This is a genomic window from Rhodoferax sp., from assembly GCF_034519335.1.
Lineage (GTDB): Bacteria > Pseudomonadota > Gammaproteobacteria > Burkholderiales > Burkholderiaceae_C > Allorhodoferax.
Genome location: NZ_JAXHOL010000024.1, coordinates 55,625 through 75,729, shown reverse-complemented (window position 1 = coordinate 75,729; position 20,105 = coordinate 55,625). Strand labels below are relative to the sequence as shown.

The following is a 20,105-nucleotide window of genomic DNA, read 5'->3' as shown; positions in this document are numbered from 1 at the left end:
TTTGTCAAAAACTGGTAGCTGTCGTTCTTCACCGGCGCTTTGAAGGACAACCCCGACCAGCAACGGTGTTTGATCGCGTCTGCGGTAATCGGTCGACAATGCTGTGGGCAGAGTGGGGTACATTCAAAACCCCACCGTTGGCATCGGTGGCAGACTACTTCGAGTACTTATGGAAACAGAACAATCGATCTCGACCGACGCGAACGCGCTGAAGACCTTCCTTGTTGAACATGTGCGCAAGCATTATGCGCAAACGAATGAAGACCTGCTGCTTGCCAACGTTGGCTGGGCCCTAAACAACCAGCGTCCCGAGCTACGCGAAAAGCTAGGGCGTCGAACGGTTGGGCAGTTCATTCGACGCGAGCTTAGTGAGCAGCTCGACATGCCGCGAAACCTCGGTAATCCCACAGAGCAGTATGTCTACTTGAAAGGGCAAGCGGACGCGTCTGTGCCTTCGTCGACTCGAGGCGCGACTACGGCTGCCGCAACTTCGGTTAAGTCGAGAAAGTACGCCCACGCGGTCTTTCTCGCTTTCACCCGTCCGGTCACCCCAGGCTACAAGCGTTTCCTGATGCTGGGTGACCCGATTCACTTTCGCGACATCTTGGATGACGCCGAAGCGCCGGGCGAAGGTGTGGAAATCGAGTCCACCCTGATCGTACCGCCGTCCGCCGGTCAATCCAAAGCGGAGGTTCTGCAAGAACTGAATAAGCAGGTCGATCATTGGCTTCGACAAAACGGGCTGCAGTTGAATTGCGTCCTCGAACAGTCAAAACTCGCGAGTGCTGACGGCGGCAATCACATAAGCCTCTGGGACCTCCTGCTTGCCTCACTCACCGAGGCAGAGCGAAAGCGAATCCAACTCCCGCTCGATATCATCGCGAAGCTCCAAAATACTCCGAAATAGCATGCGATTCACCCTCGGGTACGCTGGCTTACCGGCTGGCGAGGCGTTTGACTATATAAACAAAAAACGCGACTCTCTATTGAGCGCGAATTCTGATTTCGTCGGGTTTCCGATGTCGAAGAAAGAGGGGCTTTCGGCGAATCACGCCAAGCTTTTCCTGACGGAATTCAAAAGTCGGCTTGATAGTGAATTTGACAAACAGTCGAATTTAGTGGGTACGTGTTGTGCAGTGATCTACCGCCGCAGTAACAACGGCAGCGATATCGCCTTCGAGAACCACTTCTTCCCCGCTATCCTGCCTGTGCCTATCAATTGGGAGCCTAGTGGCACCACCCCTGACGAACGGCGGGCTGCGGAAAAATGTCTTTTCGAAACTTTGGTGCGGACGACAGCGCGGACTCGCGAAATCTTGGCGGTCTTGCACCGCGAGCTTCGCGATCAAGCGAACACAACGCCATTGCTGCTGCCGGTGCGTAACTTCAAATCGAACTCTTATCGAGATTGGCTGCGCGAATTACAGACCAATATCGCTGCGTCCAACGACGAACAGCTGGCCAAGAATGTATTGAACGCTGCTACCAACGCTTTCGAGGCGAGTTACCCTCGTGTGAGGGGCTCAGGGGAGGTGCTGTCGTTTCACGATGATCGAGGGATCGAGTTCAAAGCCCCGGGAGCATCGCGTCGAATGCACGGCCGCCCGTGGATGGTGGAGGAGCACCCGGAAGACATGTGTCACCTCGCGGGATTTCGTCGCTTGGGCGCACCGTTCAACGCGGCGTTCCACTATGACGCGCAAAAGAATTCACCGAAGAAGCTGACCGGACGCTTTTGTCAGTGCCACGGTGACTTGGAGAATAAGACGGGCGATCCGCACTTGAATATCGCGCCCGGCGATTTCACCAGAATCTAGACGCAAAAAAGGCCAGCATATGCTGACCGTCAATGCAGTGAGATCGTATAACGATTCACCAATAATCATCAGTGTCTGAAACTCTCTTCCAAGTCTGATGGTGCGCCGGCCAAGATGCGGGGGCCATATATTGCCAGCCGATCCTCTAGCTCATCGCACCAAACTGAAAATGGGACATCCAGCCAATCTCAGTTAACTCGCTCACTTTAGAGGCAGAAATCCCCGTGTTTTTTAGTACGAAGCGTTCCGCACCCAGAAGATGCGCTGCAAAAAATGCAGCCCCCAGAATGTAGCACATCACCATATACAGCACGGGCTTGTCGCAAACGCGATGTTCTGCTGCGATCACGAACGGCAGCAACCGCGGCAAGCAGCTCACCTTCACCCCTGCACCGGCAACTGCAACCGAATCGTCAGCCCATGCGGCAGCGTGGTCTGCGCGGTCGCCGTGCCGTTATGGCGCCGCGCAATTTCCGCCACGATGGACAGGCCCAGGCCGCAGCCGCCGGGGAATTCGCTGGCGCGCCAGAAGCGTTCAAACACGCGCTCCAGGTGTTCGGCCGACAGGCCAGGACCGGTGTCTTCTACGTCCAGCCAGCACATACCCTCACGCACCGTGGTGCGCAGCGTGACGGCGGCACCCTTGCCGGCGTAGCGCAGGGCGTTGTCGATCAGGTTGCTCAGCACTTCGCGCAGCAGCAGCTTGTCACCGGGCACCGTCAGCGAGTCTTCGCCCTCGTAGCCCAGGTCCACGCCCGCAGTCACCGCACGCGGCGTCCACTCGCGCGCCACTTCACGGGCCAGTGCGGCCACATCCACGGGGTGCAGCGCCACCTCGGCCTCGGTGCGCGCCAGTGACAGCAGTTGGTGCACCAGGTGGGCGCTGCGTTGGGCACCGGTGTGCACCTTGACCAAGCGTTGGCGCAAGGCCTCGGGCTCGGTCTCCTGCATGGCCAATTCGGTCTGGCTGATCAGGCCGGCCAGCGGGGTGCGCAGTTGGTGGGCGGCGTCGTTCAAAAAGCGCTTTTCCTGGCTCAGGCTGCGGCGCAGGGTGGTGAGCAGCTGGTTGAGCGCATTGGCCAGCGAGTGCACTTCCTCCGGCGCCTGCGTCATCTCGATGGGGGACAGCGACGCCGTGGCACGGTGCGCCAGCTGGGCCTCCAGCCGTTCCAGCGGCGCCAGGCCGCGGCGAATGCCCTCGTACACCAGCACGCTGAGCACGGCGCCCAGAATCAGCAGCGGAAACAGCACGTCGCGCACCAGCTCGCGCGCAATGCGCTGCTGCACCACCAGGCTCTTGGCCACCTGCACGCGCATGCGCTGGTCGGTAAAGCCGTCGCCAAAACTCAGGTCGATGGACGCCACGCGCATGGGCTTGCCGTCCAGCACCACCTCGTACAGCAGCGGTTCGTTGTCGGGCACGTAGAGGTCGGGCGTCATGCCGGGGATCTTGGTGTTGCCCAGCAAAAAACTGCCGGGCGGCGAGGACACCATGTAGGCCACGCGGTCCTCGGGGTCCTGCTCGATGATGTCGCGCGCCGCGCGCGGAAAGTCCACCAGCAGGCCCGAGCCCATGGGTTTGACCTGGCGCGCCAGCGAGCGCACCGATTGCGTCAGCGACTGGTCAATCGTCTTCTCGGCATAGGTGAGTGCCACGCGAAAGGCCAGCACCCCGCCCATGAGCCACAGCACCAGCTGCGGCAGCAGCAGCCACACCAGCAGTTGCCGCTTGAGCGAGAAGCGGGCCGGAACGTTCATGCGCTTTCGGTTTCCAGCATGTAGCCCAGACCGCGCACGTTGCGGATGTTGAGGCCACTGTCGGTGAGCTTGCGGCGCAGGCGGTGCACATACACCTCCAGCGCGTTGGAGCCCACCGCGGCGCCGTCTTGGGGCTGGGTTTGCCACACGGCCAGTACGTCTTCGCGCCCCACGACCTGGCCCATGTTGTTGACCAAGAGCGAGAGCAGCGACCATTCGCGCTGCGTCAGGTCCATGGGCTCTTCGCCCAGCCAGGCCAGGGGGCGCACCGGGTCCAGGCGCAGGTTTTTGCTGGAGTCGCTTTGCACTTCCAGCGAGCCACCAAAGGCCGGCAGGCGCGAGCGGCGCAGCATGGCCTGCAGGCGTGCCAGCAGTTCGGCCATGTTGAAGGGTTTGGTGAGGTAGTCGTCGGCGCCGGCGTTGAGGCCTTGTACCCGGTCGTCCACACCGTCGCGGGCAGTGAGGATGAGCACTGGCAGCGCACTCAGGCGTTGGCGTATCCATTGCAGCACTTGGATGCCGTCGAGTACGGGCAGGCCCAGGTCCAGCACCACGCCATCAAATCGGGTGCCTTCCAGCAGGCTCTGGGCTTGCGCGCCGTCGCTGGCGCTGCTCACGCTGTGGCCCGCGTGGACCAGCTGCGCACACAGGCCGTCGCGCAGCAATTCGTCGTCTTCAACAATCAGTAAATGGGCCATGGGCTAAGCATACCAAGGCAGACTGTGCCGCAGGGAGGGGGAAAGCGCGGGGGGCGCTACCCGCGAAGCGTTGGGACGAGCCCGTTCAGGCGGCTGGCGCAGCGTCCAGACCTGCGGCCACCGCTTCGGTTCGAGCAGTTTGGATGAATTGACCTATCTTTGGGCCTGTAGCACCCATGGATATTGCGCGAGCAGCTACCAAATCTGTAGCAACTGCCAGTGCCAATTGCAGCGTCTGCGCCAAACGCGTGGCCTGCGGGTAGGGCGTGTCGGTTTTGCCCAAGCGGCCTTGGGCATCGCACTGACAGGCTTGCAGCGCTTGGGCAAAACGCGCCGGTTTGCGAAAGGCGTCGCAGCGCTCCAGCAGGCGCACCAGGGCTGCTGCGTTGAGCGTGGCACTGCGGTGGATGTTGCCGTGTTCACGCGCCACCACATCGGCCAGCTCGGCACAGTCGGTGGGCACGCGCAGGCGCTGGCACACAGTTTTGAGCAGGCGCACGCTGCGCTCCTCGTGGCCGATGTGGCGCGGCAACACGTCGGCGGGTGTGGTGCCCTTGCCCAGGTCGTGGCCCAGACAGGCAAAGCGCACGGCCAGCGGCGCACCCAGCTGGGCCGCGCGGTCCAGCACCAGCATCACATGTATGCCCGTGTCCACCTCGGGGTGGTGCTCGGGGCTTTGGGGCACACCCCAGAGGCGGTCCAGTTCGGGCAGCAGGCGCGCCAGCGCGCCGCAGCTGCGCAGCACCTCAAACATGCGCGAGGGCTGTGCTTCCATCAGGCCCTTGGCCAGCTCCTGCCACACGCGCTCGGGCACCAGGTGGTCCACTTCGCCCTCGGCCACCATGGTCTGCATCAGGGCCAGGGTTTCGGGCGCCACGGTGAAGTCGGTGAAGCGCGCGGCAAAGCGCGCCAGCCGCAGGATGCGCACCGGGTCTTCGCGGAAGGCGGGCGTCACGTGGCGCAGCACACGCTGGGCAATGTCGGCACGGCCGCCGTAGGGGTCGACCACAGAATTTGCATCAAATTGGCCTCTGGACCCCGTAGATATATGCGCGAGCAGCTATCGAATTGATAGTAAGGTCGCGCCGCGCCAGGTCTTCCTCCAGTGTCACGCCGGGCTCGGCATGCACGGCAAAGCCGCGGTAGCCGGGGGCAGTCTTGCGCTCGGTGCGGGCCAGCGCGTATTCCTCGTGCGTGTGGGGGTGCAGGAACACCGGGAAGTCGCGCCCTACGGCCACAAAGCCCGCGTCCAGCATGGCTTGCGGTGTGGCGCCCACCACCACCCAGTCGCGGTCCTGCACCGGCAGGCCCAACAGGGCGTCGCGCACAGCGCCGCCCACCAGGTAGGTTTGGCCGGGAATGGACGGGAGAGTTGGGGTGGCAGGCATGGGGTCAAGGGGGCGCGGGGTCAGCGCTTCAGGCGGTAGGGCTCTTCAAAGTCCAGAAAATCTTTCTCATTCAAGGCATCGTTCACCCAGGCTTGCACACCGGGCAGAGCCAGCACGCGGGCCACATAGGCGGCAGCTGTTGGGCGGCAGGGGCAGGGCATAGGTCTTGAGGCGGGTGCAGACCGGGGCGAAGTAGGCATCTGCCACGCTGAAGTTGCCAAACAGCAAGGGGCCGCCGTGCTGGTCCAGCAGGCTTTCCCACATGGCGACCAGGCGCGCGACGTCGGCCCGCACGGCCGGTTTGTCGCGCCAGATCAGGGCGCCGGTGGCGGCCAGGTCGGCCTCGATGTTCATGGGGCAGTTGCCGCGCAGGGCGGTGAAGCCAGAGTGCATTTCGGCGCAGATGCTGCGTGCCCGGGCGCGGGCGGCTTTCTCCTGCGGCCACAGCGGCGTGCCGGAAAACTGCTCGGCCACGTACTCGGCAATCGCCAGGGTGTCCCATACCGCCAGGTCGCCGTCTACCAGCAGCGGCACTTTGCCCGTGGGTGTTAGCGGACCCAGCGTGGCCTTGAACTTGGAGCTGCTGTCAAACGAGTCGAAGCGGACCATCACCTCTTCAAAGTCGATGCCCGCTTGCTTGAGCAGCACCCAAGGGCGCATGGACCATGAAGAGTAATTTTTGTTGCCGATGTAAAGCTTGAGCATGGGACACCTGTGCGTGTAAGGGCTTTCATCCTAATGGCTGACGCCCTGCCCATTGATGACAAAGGTAGGCCGCATTGATGCATGGCGCACGCCTTGGACGGCGCACGGGCTCAGGGCAGTTCCAGTCCGGCCTCCGGTGTACTGGCGTCGCGCGGGCCCACCGTGCCCAGGCGTGCCTTGAGCGACTGAGGCTGACCGCTGATCAGCGCGGCATACAGCGTGGTGTTGGCCAGCACTTTTTTCACATAGTCGCGGGTTTCGGTAAACGGCACGTTTTCGGCCCAAATGGCGGCTTCCAGCGTGGGGCTACCGGTCTGGCCCCGCCAGATGCGCGGGCGGCCCGGGCCGGCGTTGTAGGCCGCCGCGGCCATGGGCATGGAGCCCCCAAAGCTGTCCAGCACCAGCTTGAGGTAACCGGTGCCGATGGCAATGTTGGTGTCGCGGTCGGTGATCTGGTGGGCCTGGAAGTCGGTCAGGCCGATCTTCTTGGCGGTCCAGCGCGCGGTGGCTGGCATGACCTGCATGAGGCCGGCTGCGCCTACGCTGGACTTGGCGTCCATGATGAAACGGCTTTCTTGGCGGATCAGGCCGTACACATAGGCCGGCTCCAGGCCAATGGTCTGGGTCCGGGCCAGCACGGCGGTCTTGAAGGGCATGGGGAAGCGTTGCTCCATGTCCACCACACCTTTGGTGCGTTCGCTGGTGTTGATGCAGCGGTCCCACACCTCGGCCTTGCAGGCCAGGTCGGCGGCGGCCAGCAGGCTGCGGTCGTCCATGCCGCCGCGGGTGTGCAGGTTGGTGGTGTAGTTCCACTCGCGCACGCCCTCGGTGCGCAGGCCCAGTTGCATGGCGTACAACGCACGCATCAGGCCAGGGGTGGTGCGGGCGTGGTCTTTTTCTTCGGGCGTCAGGGGCAGGGGTTTGGCCGGGGCGGTTACTTTGTTGCCCAAGTCTTCCAGGGCCAACATTTCGTAGAAGCCCTTGATACCTGCAATGCTCTCCAGCGCACGGGTGGCGTCGGCGCGGGCGGCGTCGGTGGTGGCGCGGGCCAGTTGGGCGCGGGCACGCCAGTAGACCCAGGTGGCGTCGTTGCGCAGTGGACTCGGGCATGGCGGCGATGGCGTCTTGCACCACATTCCAGCGCCCGGCGCGCAGGGCGGCGCGGGCGGCCCAGACCAGGTGGTCTTCGTGCATGTGTTGAAACTGGCCCTTGGCAAAGTAGCCCACGGCGTCGTCCGAGAGTTTTTGGGCGGCGCGTTTGCCAATCACGCCCCAGATCCAGCTGCGTTCTTCCTGCGTGAGCTGGGCTTTCCAGCGCAGCTTCTCCACTTCCGTGGCGGCTTCGGCGGGCTCTTGGTAGGCCAGGCGGATGAGCGCCAGCGACACCAGTTCGCGGGTCTGCGGACGCAGCGCAGTGAGCTTGTCGTTGAGGTACTTGCCGGGGTTCAGGTAGATGGTGTTGACCGTTTTGACCCAATCCGCGTCCAGCAAACCCACGGCCTGGGTGGCAATGCGCAAGCGGTCGTTTTCCATGCCCAGGCGGGCGCGCAGCCAAGCCGTGTGGGAGGTGAGCTTTTTATCTTTGAGCAGCTGCGCCGCTGCGCCGGCACAGGCTTCGTCGGCGTCTTTGAGGGCCAGCCAGGTGTCTTGCACGGCATTGGCCACGTCGGTGCCCTGGGTGCTGTAGTCCGCCTGCAGGCTGTAACACCGGATGGCACGTTCGTCGTTCATGCGGTAGGCCGGCAGCTCGCGCTGGAAGCTGGCCCAATCGCCGCGCCGACCCAGTACCTGCAGCCACTCGGCGCGCAAGCGGTCTTCCTGGTAGGTGCCGCTGTAACGGTTCAAAAAGTCTTGGATGTCTGCGTTGCTGGCATCGTCCAGCCGGGCCGACATGTCCCAATAGGCGGCCCACGGCTCCAGCAGGTGGTTGCGCGCTTGGGGCAACAAGGCCGCCAGACGCTTGCGGTCACGCTGCTTGTAGGCTTGCGCCATGTCGAGGATGGTGTCGTCGGAGCGGGCGGACTCGCGCACCACGTCGCGCCCTTGGGCTTTTGCCGGAGCGGCGAAGGAGGACACCGCGAAACCCGCGAGGGCCAAGGATGTCAGAATGGCTGGAAACTGCATGTGGGGATTATGGACAACTCGGACGAAAGCAAAGCCGCGCAAAAGAAAGCCCTTCGCAAGGCGCTACTCGAACAACGCCTGAACCTGCCGGACCGCCTACAGCGCGCAGAACTTCTGCAGCGCGTGATGCGGATTTGGCTGGTGGGGCGACCGGATGCGGTGATTGGGGCCTACTGGCCCATCAAGGGTGAATTTGATCCGCTGCCGGCGTTGCACCGATGGAAGGAAGACGGCGAGCTGATTGACCAGCCGCAGCCCCGTCGTATTGGCCTGCCCGTGGTGAACCGGGAGCACAAAACCATGACCTTCCATGCCTGGTACCCCGGTTGCCCGATGGAAGAAGACGCCTACGGCATTCCCAAACCCAAAGATACCGAGCTGATCGTACCCACCTTGCTGTTTGTGCCCTGTGTGGGTTACAGCGCGGGTGGATACCGGTTGGGGTACGGCGGCGGGTTTTACGACCGCATGCTGGCCAGCCTGAGCCCCAAGCCCTTCACCGTGGGGCTGGGTTTTGGCACCGAGTTTGTGGATGACTTCGAACCCGAGCCGCACGATATGCCGCTCGATGCCATCCTCAACGACCACGGGATTGTTTGGCCAGTTTGATGTGGCCCCCCCACGCTCCGCCCACGCACGGCCTCTGGGCCGTGCATGGCCTATTGCCACAACGTGAACGCATTTGCGGGCGCAAATGCGTGAGCGGGTCGCTGCCCCCCGAGGGGGCTAAGCCGCCTTGGGGCGGCCCGGCGGCGGCTTGGGTCTGCCTCGGGTGGCCTTCTTGGTGGGCGCCTTGGGCCGTACGGGCTTGCGTGCCTGCAGCGCCGCTTCCATTGCCAGCCGGGCCCAGGGCAGCATCAGGGCAGGTGATTCCATCGCCTCGGCCGGGGTGCTGTAGTAATTCATGCTTTTGGGCTGGCCTTGCACCGGGTAGGTGAAGCGGGCGCAGCCTTCGGCCTCAAAACGGTGGCGGCTCTCGTCGCTGGCCTTGAGCCACAGGGTGTCACCATCGCCCAGATTGGCCAAAATGGCAATCGTCATTCCGTCCACGCTGATGCCCCAGCCGCCAAACATGCGCCGGGCCACACAGGGGCCTGCGCTTTGCAGCAGTTCGCAGCTGTAGTCGGCAAAACTTTGGTCGATGGACATGGCGGGTATCAGGGGCGCATCAGCGCGATGAGGTCGCTTTCGTAGCCTTTCAGCGTCTCTTGCAGGCGCTGGCGTTGGCTGGCCGAGGTGCGATTGTGAAACGCAGCAATCGCCTCGCAGGCTTGGCTGCGCACGCGCTCGGTGTACTGGCGAAACGCAGGGTCGGGCGACTGCAGGCTGCGGGCCACCAAGGCGCGTACTTCGGCCTGGGTGTGGATCTCGGTGGCATTGCCGTTGCGCAGGGCGCGCAAGGTTTGCAGCGTGTCTTGTTGGCGGCGCAACACCTCGCGGTACTGCACGCTGGCGTCAAAGGCCGATGCCTCCAGCTGGGCCTGCAGCTGCTTGCGCTGGGCCTCGGTGATGCGGCCGTAAAAACCTTCGGCGCGTTCCACCAGCTTTTTCAGGCGGCGCTCCGCACGGTCCTCGGGGCTGCCATCCATCCACTCTTCGCGCCACTCGCGGTTGCGTTTGTCCAGCGCCTTGGCCAAGTGGTCCAGCTGCGCGCTGCTCAGGGTAGGCCCCAGGGCCACGGCGGTGGGGGCTGCACGGTCCAGCGCAGTCTGGATGCGCTCTTCTACATACTGGCTGAGCTGGCACACCTGGGCGGCTGTGACCTCCTGGGGCGCAGCGGCCTGCAGGTTTTTGAGGGTGGTGGCCAGCGGGGGCAGCTCTTCCTTGCGGTGCCAGTCTTGCAGGGCATGCAGGTCGTTGCGCAGGCGGGTGGACTGGGCGCCATCGAAGTCAAAATAGCCGTCCAGCCACCAATAGGCCAAGTCTGGGGCGTTGTTGTAGCCCAGGCGCACCGCGTTGCAACCGCTCAGGCTCAGCAGGCCCATGAGCAGCCCGATAATGGCGCACCAACGGCCTGCGCTGGCCCACCAGCGTTGCGGGCCCACCCATTCATCAGAAATTTGCGCGAGGACATGCACGTGACGTCTAGTTTTCAGGTTCAAGGGGCTTCGGGCCAGCGGCCGGTAGTGGACGTGGTCATTATGGCGGCGGGCAAAGGCACGCGCATGAAGAGCAAAACCCCCAAGGTCTTGCACACCCTGGCCGGGCGCCCCTTGCTGGGGCATGTGCTGGACACCGCGGCCCAGTTGCTGGCCCGCAAAGTGGTCGTCATTACTGGCCACGGTGCTATCGAAGTAGAAGCAGCTTGCGCAGGATCCACGGGGGCTAGGGCCGAATTTGACTTGAATTTTGTGCGCCAGGAGCCGCAGCTGGGCACGGGCCACGCTGTGCAACAGGCCGTACCGGCGCTGGCCGACGACGGCGTGGTGGTAGTGCTGTCGGGCGATGTGCCGCTGACCCAGGCCGACACCCTGTTCCACCTGATTGCCGCTTGCGCAGGCGACAAGCTGGCGCTGCTGACGTTGGAGCAGCGCGACCCCACCGGTTACGGCCGCATCGTGCGCGCGGGCGATGCGGTGCAGGCCATCGTGGAGCACAAGGATGCATCGGACGCACAGCGCCAAATTACCGAGATCTACAGCGGCATCATGGCCGTGCCCGCAGCCGCGCTCAAGCGCTGGCTGGCGCGGCTGGACAACCATAATGCGCAGAAAGAGTACTACCTGACCGACATCGTGAAGTTTGCGGTGGCGGACGACGTGGGCGTGGTGGCGCACAAGATTGACGACGCGGTGCAGGTGGCTGGCGTCAACAGTCCCGGTGCAACTGGCCGAGCTGGAGCGTGCCTACCAGCTGCGCCAGGCCCACCGCCTGATGGAGGAGGGCGTGCGCCTGGCCGACCCGGCACGTATTGATGTGCGCGGCGACTTGCTCTGCGCGCACGATGTGAGCATCGATGTGAACTGCGTGTTTGAAGGCATGGTCAACCTGGGGGAGGGCGTGTCCATCGGTGCGCACTGCGTGATTGCGAACGCGGTGATCGAGGCCGGTGCCGTCATCCATCCGTTCACCCATATCGACGGCGAAAAGCTTGGTGTGACCGTCGGCGCGGGGGCGCTGATTGGCCCGTTTGCCCGTCTGCGCCCCGGTGCCAAGCTGGGCGCCGAGGTGCACATTGGCAATTTTGTGGAAGTGAAAAACTCCACGCTGGCCAAGGGCGCCAAGGCCAACCACCTGGCCTACCTGGGCGACGCCACCGTGGGCGAGCGTGTGAACTACGGCGCGGGCAGCATCACCGCCAACTACGACGGCGCCAACAAGCACCGCACGGTGATTGAGGCTGATGTGCATGTGGGCAGCAACTGCGTGCTGGTGGCGCCCGTCACCATTGGTGCGGGCGGTACGGTGGGCGGTGGCTCCACCATCACCAAAAGCACCGAACCTGGTGCGCTTAGCGTGGCGCGTGGCAAGCAAGTCAGCATTGCCAACTGGGCGCGGCCTGCCAAGACACCCAAAGCCTGATCGCTGGCCCCATGTCCGACCCGCACACACGCATCGCCGAACTTGAAGCGGAACTCGCCGCAGTGCGGCGCGAGATGCAGGACTTCACTTCCGCCGTGTCGCACGATTTGCGTGCGCCGCTGCGCCATATCGTGTCCTTTGCCCAGTTGGTCGAAGAAGATGCGGGGCCACAGCTGTCCGCCGAGGTGCAGGGGTTTTTGGCCACAATTTCCGGCTCTGCCAAACACCTGGGAGCCATGCTGGATGCTTTACGCGAGCTGTCCCGCGTAGGGAGTTTGCCCCTGGCGCCAGTGCCCGTGGACCTGGGGGGGCTGGTACAAGAGCTGGCTGAAGAGATGGCGCAAGCCCATGCACCACGCCGGTTGGCGTTGGAGGTGGAGGTGCCGGACACCACTGTTACGACCGATCCCGCCTTGCTGCGCGTGGTGCTGCGCGCCGCCTTGGACAATGCTTGGAAATTCACATCCCGCATGCCCGACGCGGACGCGCGCATTGCCGTGCGCGCCCAGCAAATGGAGCAATGCTGGAAGCTGGAGGTTCAGGACAACGGCGCTGGTTTTGTGGCCACTCAGCCGGCGCAGGCCTTGCGCATGTTTGGGCGCCTGCATCCAGCCAGCGCATTTCCTGGTTTGGGCGTGGGGCTTGCCTTGGCCGCCAAAGCCGCGCAGCGTTTGGGCGGAACGCTCGAACTGACACCGGGTCAACCCCTTGGCGGTGTTTTGACCCTGTCACTGCCTTTGCTGCCCTAGCCGAGCGAGCATAAAAAAGCCCGGACATGCCGGGCCTTGCGTGTGCTCAGGTCACTGCATCGCTGCAGTGGCTGTGCTTACCACTTCTTGATTTTGTCCAAGTCAGCGAAAGCGTCTGCGGCAGACTTGCCTTGGGTCTCAGCGGCGGGCTTTGCAGCGGCCTTGGGGGCTGCAGCTGCAGCCACTTGTTGGCCGGACTTGGCATCGGTGGCCTGGTCGGCGGCCATGGCTTGGCCAGCGAAAGCGGCAGTCAATGCAATAGCGATGGCTGCGATAGAAGTCTTGTTCATGATGAAGTTCCTTTCAATGTTTAGAAGAATCCGCTCTGGCGGGCATCACACCGTCTGAACAGCATCGATGGGGCGTTTAATTCATGCGTCTCGTCGATGGGATGAACTGTAAAATTTCTGATTAAGAAGATAAACAGCGTAAATAGCACATGCGCGTTTCTGTTTTGGCAATAATGCTCGCTTGATATCGCCTTAGAGTGCCCCCATGGACAGACTTCTTTCAATGCGTGTGTTTCAACGGGTGATCGACGAGGGTGGCTTTGCGGCCGCGGCCCGGGCCTTGGACATGTCGCCCGCCGTGGTGACACGCCTGGTGGCCGACCTGGAGGAGCATCTGGGTACGCGCCTCTTGCACCGCTCTACCCGGCGGGTGTCCCTGAGCGAGGCGGGCGAGTCTTATCTGGCACGGGTGCGGGCAATTTTGCAGGACATTGACGAGGCCGATGCCCTGGCCAACCTGCACACCCAGGAGCTGGCCGGTGAGCTGCATGTGCTGGCTACCCCCGTGCTGGCCACTTACGTATTGGCGCCACTGGTAGCGGGCTTTCGGGCGCTGTACCCGAAAATCGTCTTGCATGTGAACGTGGAGTCGTTTGTGGAGCCGCCCATCGACGGGAACGATATCACCCTGTTCACGGCCGACGAGGCCTACGACGGCGATGTGGTGGCCCGAAAAATTGCGGTCGTCGAGGGCGTTTTCGTGGCGTCGCCAGAGTATTTGAAGCGCAAGGGCACGCCGTTGCGCCCCGAAGATTTGTCGGCCCATGATTGCCTTGGCATCAAGGGCAGCACTTTGGGCGCACGCATGTGGCGTTTCAAAAATTCCGAGAACTTGCAGGATGTTGTGGATGTGCCGGTGACACCTGTCGTCTGGTCCAACCATATCGAAACCCTGATCCGTGCCACCCTGGACGGCGCTGGCATTGCACCCGCCACGGTGGAGCTGGTGGCGCCCTTTTTGGCCAGCGGGGAGTTGGTGCGCGTCATACCGCCCTGGATTGTCGGTCAGATGTTTTTGTATGCGGCATTGCCCAGTCGCCAGTTTTTGCCGCGTCGCACCCGCGTTTTTCTGGACTACCTCTCGGAGCAAACGCGCTTGCAACTCGCCAGTGCCATGGACGCGTGTGGCGCTGGCTGTGGCCCGGTGTTAGCCCAGCGCTAGTTCTGCGCCGAACTTGCTGCGCTTGATGCTGAAGAAGCTCTTCACATTGCGCACATTGGAGTCGGCCGTGAACAGGCGTTGCGTCAGCGCCTGGTAGCCGGGCATGTCACGGGCGTGCACCACCAGGCAAAAGTCTGGTCCTGGCGACACGCGGTAGCACTGCTGCACGGCTGCTTCGTCGGCCACACGGGCTTCAAACCTCTCCAACGCCTCGGCGTCCTGCCGGTCCAGCGTGATTTCCACAATCGCCGTGAGCCCGTGGCCCAGCGTGGCGGCCAGGCGCTCCGGGCTCAGCAGTGCAATTTGTTTTTCAATCAACCCCGCATCGCGCATGCGCTTGACCCGGCGCAGGCAGGTGGGGGGGGTGGTGTGGGCCAGTTCGGCCAGGGCCTGGTTACTCAGGCTGGCGTCGCGTTGCAAGGCGGCCAGCAATTGCAAGTCCACGGCATCGAGTGTGATTGATTCCATCATCTGTTTATAAATGGAATAAAAAACCATTTCAATGAATTTTTGAAATAAAAAACCAAATAATCCGAAAAAATGATCGGATATTTCTTTGCGTTCTGCCTACGATGCACGCCATCAACAGATTTGGAGACTGTCTATGTGTGGCATCGTCGGCGCGGTATCGACCCGCAACATTGTTCCTGTGCTGGTGCAAGGCCTGGAGCGGCTGGAATACCGGGGGTATGACTCTTGTGGCGTAGCGGTGTATGCGCAAGATGGCCCCAACGAAGGTGGTTCCAGTTTTAGCGGCTTGCGCCGCGCGCGCAGCACCTCGCGGGTGTCGGAGTTGATTGCGCAGGTGGCCTCGGGTCAGGTGCAGGGTACGTTGGGCATTGCCCACACACGCTGGGCCACCCACGGTGCGCCGGTGGTGCACAACGCCCACCCCCACTTCAGCCACGGCACGGGGGTGGATGCCGATAGCAAGCCCGGCCGTGTGGCCCTGGTGCACAACGGCATCATCGAAAACCACGACGAGCTGCGCGCCGCCCTCAAGGCCAAGGGTTATGTGTTCCACAGCCAGACCGACACCGAAGTCATCGCCCACCTGATCGACAGCCTGTACGACGGCGACCTGTTTGAAGCCGTGAAGGCCACCGTGCTGCAGCTGCATGGTGCGTACGCGATTGCCGTGTTTTGCAAGGACGAGCCCCACCGCCTGATTGGCGCGCGTGCTGGTTCGCCACTGATATTGGGTGTTGGCAAAGATGGGCAAGAACACTTCCTGGCCAGCGATGCCATGGCCCTGGCCGGCGTGACCGACCAGATTGTCTACCTGGAAGAAGGCGATGTGGTGGACGTGCAGCTGGGCAAGTACTGGCTGATCGATAAGGCCCACAAGGCTGTGGCCCCCGCCCAGCGCCCGGTGAAGACCGTGCTGGCCCACAGCGGCGCGGCCGAGCTGGGCCCCTATCGACATTACATGCAGAAGGAAATCTTCGAGCAGCCGCGCGCGATTGCCGACACCCTGGAAGGTTTGGAAGGCATCGTGCCCGAGCTGTTTGACCAGCAGGGCAACCACGCCCCCGGCGCCAATGCGGCGCGCGTGTTCAAGCAGATCGACAGCGTGCTGATTCTGGCCTGCGGCACCAGCTATTACAGCGGTTGTGCGGCCAAGTACTGGATCGAGAGCATTGCCAAAGTGCCCTGCCAAGTAGAAGTGGCCAGTGAGTACCGTTACCGCGAGTCGGTGCCCAACCCCAACACGCTGGTGGTCACCATCACGCAGAGCGGCGAGACGGCCGATACGCTGGCTGCGTTGCGCCACGCGCAGAGCTTGGGCATGCAACACACGCTGACCATCTGCAACGTGGCCACCAGCGCCATGGTGCGCGAGTGCAGCCTGGCCTACGTGACGCGTGCCGGCGTGGAGATTGGCGTGGCCTCCACCAAGGCATTCACCACCCAACTGGCGGGCCTGTTCTTGCTGACCCTGTGCCTGGCGCAGGCCAAGGGGCGTTTGACGGATGCGGACGAAGCCCGCCACCTCAAGGCCATGCGCCACCTGCCGGCCGCGCTGCAAGCCGTGCTGGCCTTGGAGCCACAAATCATGGCCTGGGCCGATGATTTTGCGAAGAAGGAAAACGCGCTGTTCCTGGGCCGTGGCCTGCACTTCCCCATCGCCATGGAAGGTGCTTTGAAGCTGAAGGAAATCACCTACATCCATGCCGAGGCCTATGCCGCCGGCGAGCTCAAGCACGGCCCGCTGGCGCTGGTGACCAGCGAAATGCCGGTGGTGACGGTGGCGCCCAACGACGCGCTGCTGGAAAAGCTCAAGAGCAATCTGCACGAAGTGCGCGCGCGTGGCGGCGTGCTCTATGTGCTGGCCGATGCCGACACGCGTATCGACAGCGGCGAAGGCCTGCACGTGATCCGCATGCCCGAGCACTATGGCGAGCTGTCGCCGCTGCTGCACGTGGTTCCGCTGCAGCTGCTGGCGTACCACACGGCTTGCGCACGCGGCACCGATGTGGACAAGCCCCGCAACTTGGCCAAGAGCGTGACGGTGGAGTAATTTTTGGGTCAAATTAGCCTCTAAAGCTTATAGATATTGCGCAAGCAGCTATCAAATACGTAGCATTTATATGGCTGTTGGGTGACCTTGCGTAACACTCTGCAACAAGGTCGGCGGCGCAGAGTCGCCCGGCGTTGCATGGGGGCGGGGCGTGGGCGGCTATGCTGCACAGGCCCTGCTGCAGGTGCGCTTGGGGTGCGCCTGCTGCTTACCCTTTTGCAGAAAGTTTTTCCATGCGCTCTATTTCCGCTCCTTTTGCCCTGGCCGCGCTCACCGTGCTGGCCCAGTCCGCCCTGGCCCAGTCGCCCGAGCAGCGCAGCACACTGGCCGACCAGCAAGAGGTGGCCGTCACCATTTACAACGACAACCTGGCCCTGGTGAAAGACCAGCGCCGCGTGCAGCTGGGCGGCGGCAAGCTGGCGCTGGCGTTTCGGGATGTGAGCGCCCGCCTGCGGCCCGAGACCGCGCTGCTGCGCAGCGTGAGTGCACCGGGCGCTTTGAGCGTGCTGGAGCAGAACTTTGACTTCGATTTGCTCACGCCGCAGAAGATGCTGGAAAAATATGTGGGCCAGACCGTGAACGTGGTGCGTACCAACCCGGCCACCGGCGTCGAGACCACCGAGGCAGCCACTGTGCTTTCGGCCAACAACGGCGTGGTGCTCAAGATCGGCCAGCGCATTGAGACCGGCATTCCCGGCCGCCTGGTGTTTGGGGATGTGCCCGCCAACCTGCGCGACCGCCCCACGCTGGTGATGGCGCTGGACAACAAGGGCGCCGCCCAGCAGGACGTGGAGCTGAGCTACCTGACCTCGGGCCTGGGCTGGAAGGCTGACTACGTGGTGGAGCTGAATGCGGCCGATGACAAGCTCGACATGTCGGGCTGGGTGACGCTGACCAACACCAGCGGCGCCACCTACCGCAACGCCAGGCTCCAACTGGTGGCGGGCGACGTGAACCAGGTGCAGCCCGAGTTGCAGCGTGGCCGCCCGGTGATGATGGCCGCGCCGATGGCGGCCAAGGCCGAATCGCGCATGGCGGAAGAGACGCTGTTCGAGTACCACCTCTACACCCTGGACCGCCCCACCACCATTGCCGAGAACCAGACCAAGCAGGTCGCCCTGATGTCGGCCAGTGGCGTGCCGGCGCGCAAAGAGCTGCTGCTGCAAGGCAACGACTACTACTACCAAGGTGCGGCGGGCGACCTGGGCCAGAAAATGAAGGTGGCCGTGTTCGTGGAGTTTGACAACAAGGAAAGCGCGCGGTTGGGCATGCCTCTGCCCAAAGGGGTGGTGCGCGTCTACAAAAAAGACAGTGCAGGCAACGCCCAGTTCATTGGCGAAGACCGCATCGACCACACCCCCAAAAACGAAAAGGTCCGCCTCAAGCTGGGCGACGCCTTTGACGTGACGGCTGACAAAAAGCAGACAGACTTCAAGAAGCTCAGCGGTACCGGCAAGTACAACTATGTGTTCGAGAGTGCCTACCAGCTGGTGCTGAAAAATGCCAAAAAAGAGGCCGTGACCGTGACAGTTCAAGAGCCCATGCCAGGAGATTGGCAAATTCTGAGCGCCAGCCAGGCGCATACCAAAGGGTCCGCCAATACCGCAGTCTGGAAGGTCACTGTGCCTGCCGAAGGCAGTACTGTTTTGACATATCGCGCAGTGGTTCGCTATTGACCCTGGCCGGGCCTGCCCGGATACTGGACCGCTACTGTTACGGAGCGGTCCATGAAGTCCTTGAGTATTGCCTTGAAGCTGTGGTTGCCCGCTATCGCGGTGAGTGTGGGGCTGGTGGCCATGGCCTCGGGTTCCGCCATCCGGACCATTCGTTCGCAGGCCATCACCGTGGCCGAACAATCAGAGCAGCAAAGCAAATTGGAAATGGCCGCCCGCTGGCGGGGGCTGGGTGAGGCCAATGCCCTGCGTGGCATTGGTGCAGCGCTGAATGCTGACGCTGCAGCGGGCCAGCTCTTGTTGGCGGACCAGAGCAGCGCCACTGCAGAAATCGGCCAGCTGCAGGCAGGGCTGGAGAAAATCATGCAAAGCCCTGCGGAGAAGACGGCGCTCGAAGCGGTGAAGGCCAGGTCACAGTCTTTGCAGGCCTCCATCAGCAAAGCCCAAGATCTGAAGGCTTCGGGCGACATGGCAGCGGTGGGAAGCCACATCCAGTCGGCCACGCAATCTGAACTCAAGGCATTTTTGGCTGCCCAGCAAGCCATGGTGGCGCTCACCGAGGCTGGCGCCACGGCGCTGCGTGACAAGGCGGGTGAAGAACGCATGCGCACGGTTTGGTCCGTCGCGGGCATCATGGCGGTGATTGTGGTGCTGATCTCCATAGGCACTCGGCTGTTGCAGCGCAACGTGTGTGACCCGCTGGACGAGATTGTCCGGGTGGCTCAGTCGATTGGCCAAGGGGATTTGAGCGTCGCCATCCAGACCACGCGCAAAGACGAGATGGGCGAAGTGTTGCGTTCTTTGGCCCACATGGCCGACTCGCTGGCCCAGTTGGTGGGGCAGGTCCACAGGTCCACTGGCAGCATCAGCATCGCCAGCTCTGAAATTGCGCATGGCAACCAAGACCTCTCGAACCGCACCGAGAGCACTGCTTACAACCTTCAGCGTGCCGCTTCGACGATGGACCACCTCAATGGATCACTACAACAGTCGGTGGACGCCGCGCGGCAGGCCAACGCGCTGGCGGGGTCGGCTTTTTCTGTGGCAGAAAACGGCGGCACGGCGGTCTCCCAGGTGGTCAGCACCATGCACGAAATCAATGCCTCTTCACGCAAGATTGTGGACATCATTGCGGTGATTGACGGTATCGCCTTCCAGACCAACATCCTGGCGCTCAATGCCGCCGTGGAAGCCGCCCGTGCGGGCGAGCAAGGCCGCGGGTTTGCCGTGGTGGCTAGCGAAGTGCGCGCGCTGGCCGGGCGCAGCGCCGAGGCAGCCAAGGAAATCAAAACCCTGATCGGCAGTTCAGTTGCCAATGTGGAGCATGGCTCGCGTTTGGTGGACGGGGCCGGGCAGACCATGCAGGACATTGTGCAATCGGTGCAGCGCGTCACCGGCATCATTGCTGAAATCAGCGCCTCCAGCAGCGAGCAGAGCCAAGATATGCAGCAAGTGAGTGCTGCCGTGTCCGAGCTGGAACAAATGACCCAACAGAATGCGGCCTTGGTGGAGCAAAGTGCAGCGGCTGCGGCGTCCCTGCGTGAGCAGGCGGCATTGTTGGACCGCTTGGTGGGCCGGTTTACCCTGCCCGGCGGGGCGCGCAGTGTTATGCCCCAGTCCTTGCCTGCGGCCTGACACGCTACGCCTGCGAGGCTTGCCGCACATCAGAACGCACCCATGTGGTGCGTTTTTTGTCGA

General features: G+C 62.9%; 15 protein-coding genes and 4 pseudogenes. 9 read left to right on the top strand and 10 right to left on the bottom strand.

The annotated features are described in order from the left end of the window. Positions 1 to 169: 169 nt before the first annotated feature. Together U5O12_RS10395 and U5O12_RS10390 are read left to right on the top strand one after the other, a co-directional pair. The gene (locus U5O12_RS10395; protein WP_322578566.1) at positions 170 to 907 is read left to right on the top strand and encodes a hypothetical protein; all 738 of its coding nucleotides are present in this window, start codon (positions 170 to 172) and stop codon (positions 905 to 907) included. Position 908: 1 nt separating this feature from the next. Continuing rightward, on the top strand, positions 909 to 1,817 hold the full coding sequence (locus U5O12_RS10390) for a hypothetical protein (protein WP_322578565.1): 909 nt from the start codon (positions 909 to 911) through the stop codon (positions 1,815 to 1,817). A 145-nt stretch (positions 1,818 to 1,962) separates the two neighbouring features. Here the strand turns inward: U5O12_RS10390 and U5O12_RS10385 are convergent, their stop codons facing one another. The 6 genes and pseudogenes from U5O12_RS10385 to U5O12_RS10360 form a co-directional block, all read right to left on the bottom strand. Further along, positions 1,963 to 2,187, bottom strand: a complete 225-nt coding sequence (locus U5O12_RS10385) for a hypothetical protein (protein ID WP_322578564.1) — start codon at positions 2,185 to 2,187, stop codon at positions 1,963 to 1,965. Positions 2,188 to 2,198: 11 nt separating this feature from the next. Further along, entirely contained in the window at positions 2,199 to 3,575 is a 1,377-nt protein-coding gene (locus tag U5O12_RS10380) for a sensor histidine kinase (RefSeq protein WP_322578563.1), read from the bottom strand. After that, the gene (locus tag U5O12_RS10375) at positions 3,572 to 4,273 is read right to left on the bottom strand and encodes a response regulator transcription factor (protein ID WP_322578562.1); all 702 of its coding nucleotides are present in this window, start codon (positions 4,271 to 4,273) and stop codon (positions 3,572 to 3,574) included. Before U5O12_RS10375 ends, U5O12_RS10380 begins: the two co-directional genes overlap by 4 nt. 85 nt (positions 4,274 to 4,358) lie before the next feature. Further along, a pseudogene (locus U5O12_RS10370) lies at positions 4,359 to 5,661 on the bottom strand (multifunctional CCA addition/repair protein). Between the two features lie 20 nt (positions 5,662 to 5,681). Continuing rightward, positions 5,682 to 6,366: pseudogene (locus tag U5O12_RS10365) on the bottom strand (glutathione S-transferase family protein). A gap of 110 nt (positions 6,367 to 6,476) precedes the next feature. Next, positions 6,477 to 8,490: pseudogene (locus U5O12_RS10360) on the bottom strand (transglycosylase SLT domain-containing protein). Positions 8,491 to 8,499: 9 nt separating this feature from the next. On the opposite strand from U5O12_RS10360, the gene U5O12_RS10355 reads away from it, so the two are divergent. Then, positions 8,500 to 9,099, top strand: a complete 600-nt coding sequence (locus U5O12_RS10355) for a 5-formyltetrahydrofolate cyclo-ligase (RefSeq protein ID WP_322578561.1) — start codon at positions 8,500 to 8,502, stop codon at positions 9,097 to 9,099. A gap of 117 nt (positions 9,100 to 9,216) precedes the next feature. Here U5O12_RS10355 and U5O12_RS10350 read toward each other — a convergent pair whose 3' ends face one another. Together U5O12_RS10350 and U5O12_RS10345 are read right to left on the bottom strand one after the other, a co-directional pair. Next, positions 9,217 to 9,639: a TfoX/Sxy family protein gene (locus U5O12_RS10350; protein ID WP_322578560.1), complete on the bottom strand. Its 423-nt coding sequence runs from the start codon at positions 9,637 to 9,639 to the stop codon at positions 9,217 to 9,219. 8 nt (positions 9,640 to 9,647) lie between these two features. Continuing rightward, the gene (locus U5O12_RS10345; RefSeq protein ID WP_322578559.1) at positions 9,648 to 10,592 is read right to left on the bottom strand and encodes a DUF6279 family lipoprotein; all 945 of its coding nucleotides are present in this window, start codon (positions 10,590 to 10,592) and stop codon (positions 9,648 to 9,650) included. 39 nt (positions 10,593 to 10,631) lie between these two features. Between U5O12_RS10345 and glmU the strand changes: the two are divergent. Beyond that, positions 10,632 to 12,012 (top strand): annotated as a pseudogene (gene glmU / locus U5O12_RS10340) (bifunctional UDP-N-acetylglucosamine diphosphorylase/glucosamine-1-phosphate N-acetyltransferase GlmU). A gap of 11 nt (positions 12,013 to 12,023) precedes the next feature. Further along, positions 12,024 to 12,761, top strand: a complete 738-nt coding sequence (locus U5O12_RS10335) for a HAMP domain-containing sensor histidine kinase (protein WP_322578558.1) — start codon at positions 12,024 to 12,026, stop codon at positions 12,759 to 12,761. A gap of 77 nt (positions 12,762 to 12,838) precedes the next feature. Here U5O12_RS10335 and U5O12_RS10330 read toward each other — a convergent pair whose 3' ends face one another. After that, the gene (locus U5O12_RS10330) at positions 12,839 to 13,051 is read right to left on the bottom strand and encodes a hypothetical protein (RefSeq protein WP_322578557.1); all 213 of its coding nucleotides are present in this window, start codon (positions 13,049 to 13,051) and stop codon (positions 12,839 to 12,841) included. Positions 13,052 to 13,256: 205 nt separating this feature from the next. On the opposite strand from U5O12_RS10330, the gene U5O12_RS10325 reads away from it, so the two are divergent. After that, complete coding sequence (locus tag U5O12_RS10325; RefSeq protein ID WP_322578556.1) at positions 13,257 to 14,213, top strand: LysR family transcriptional regulator; 957 nt, start codon at positions 13,257 to 13,259, stop codon at positions 14,211 to 14,213. On the opposite strand, the gene U5O12_RS10320 is transcribed toward U5O12_RS10325, so the two are convergent. Beyond that, positions 14,199 to 14,681, bottom strand: a complete 483-nt coding sequence (locus U5O12_RS10320) for an Lrp/AsnC family transcriptional regulator (protein WP_322578555.1) — start codon at positions 14,679 to 14,681, stop codon at positions 14,199 to 14,201. The genes U5O12_RS10325 and U5O12_RS10320 overlap by 15 nt on opposite strands. A gap of 136 nt (positions 14,682 to 14,817) precedes the next feature. On the opposite strand from U5O12_RS10320, the gene glmS reads away from it, so the two are divergent. From glmS to U5O12_RS10305, 3 genes are all read left to right on the top strand, one after another. Then, positions 14,818 to 16,734 carry a glutamine--fructose-6-phosphate transaminase (isomerizing) gene (gene glmS, locus U5O12_RS10315; RefSeq protein WP_322578554.1) on the top strand — a complete coding sequence of 639 codons (1,917 nt, stop codon included), beginning with the start codon at positions 14,818 to 14,820 and terminating at the stop codon, positions 16,732 to 16,734. Between the two features lie 233 nt (positions 16,735 to 16,967). Continuing rightward, a complete protein-coding gene (locus tag U5O12_RS10310) occupies positions 16,968 to 18,410 on the top strand; it encodes a DUF4139 domain-containing protein (protein ID WP_322578553.1) in 1,443 nt (480 codons plus the stop codon). Between the two features lie 51 nt (positions 18,411 to 18,461). Next, positions 18,462 to 20,042 (top strand): methyl-accepting chemotaxis protein, encoded by a 1,581-nt coding sequence (locus U5O12_RS10305; RefSeq protein ID WP_322578552.1) that lies wholly within the window; start codon positions 18,462 to 18,464, stop codon positions 20,040 to 20,042. The last annotated feature ends 63 nt before the right edge of the window (positions 20,043 to 20,105 follow it).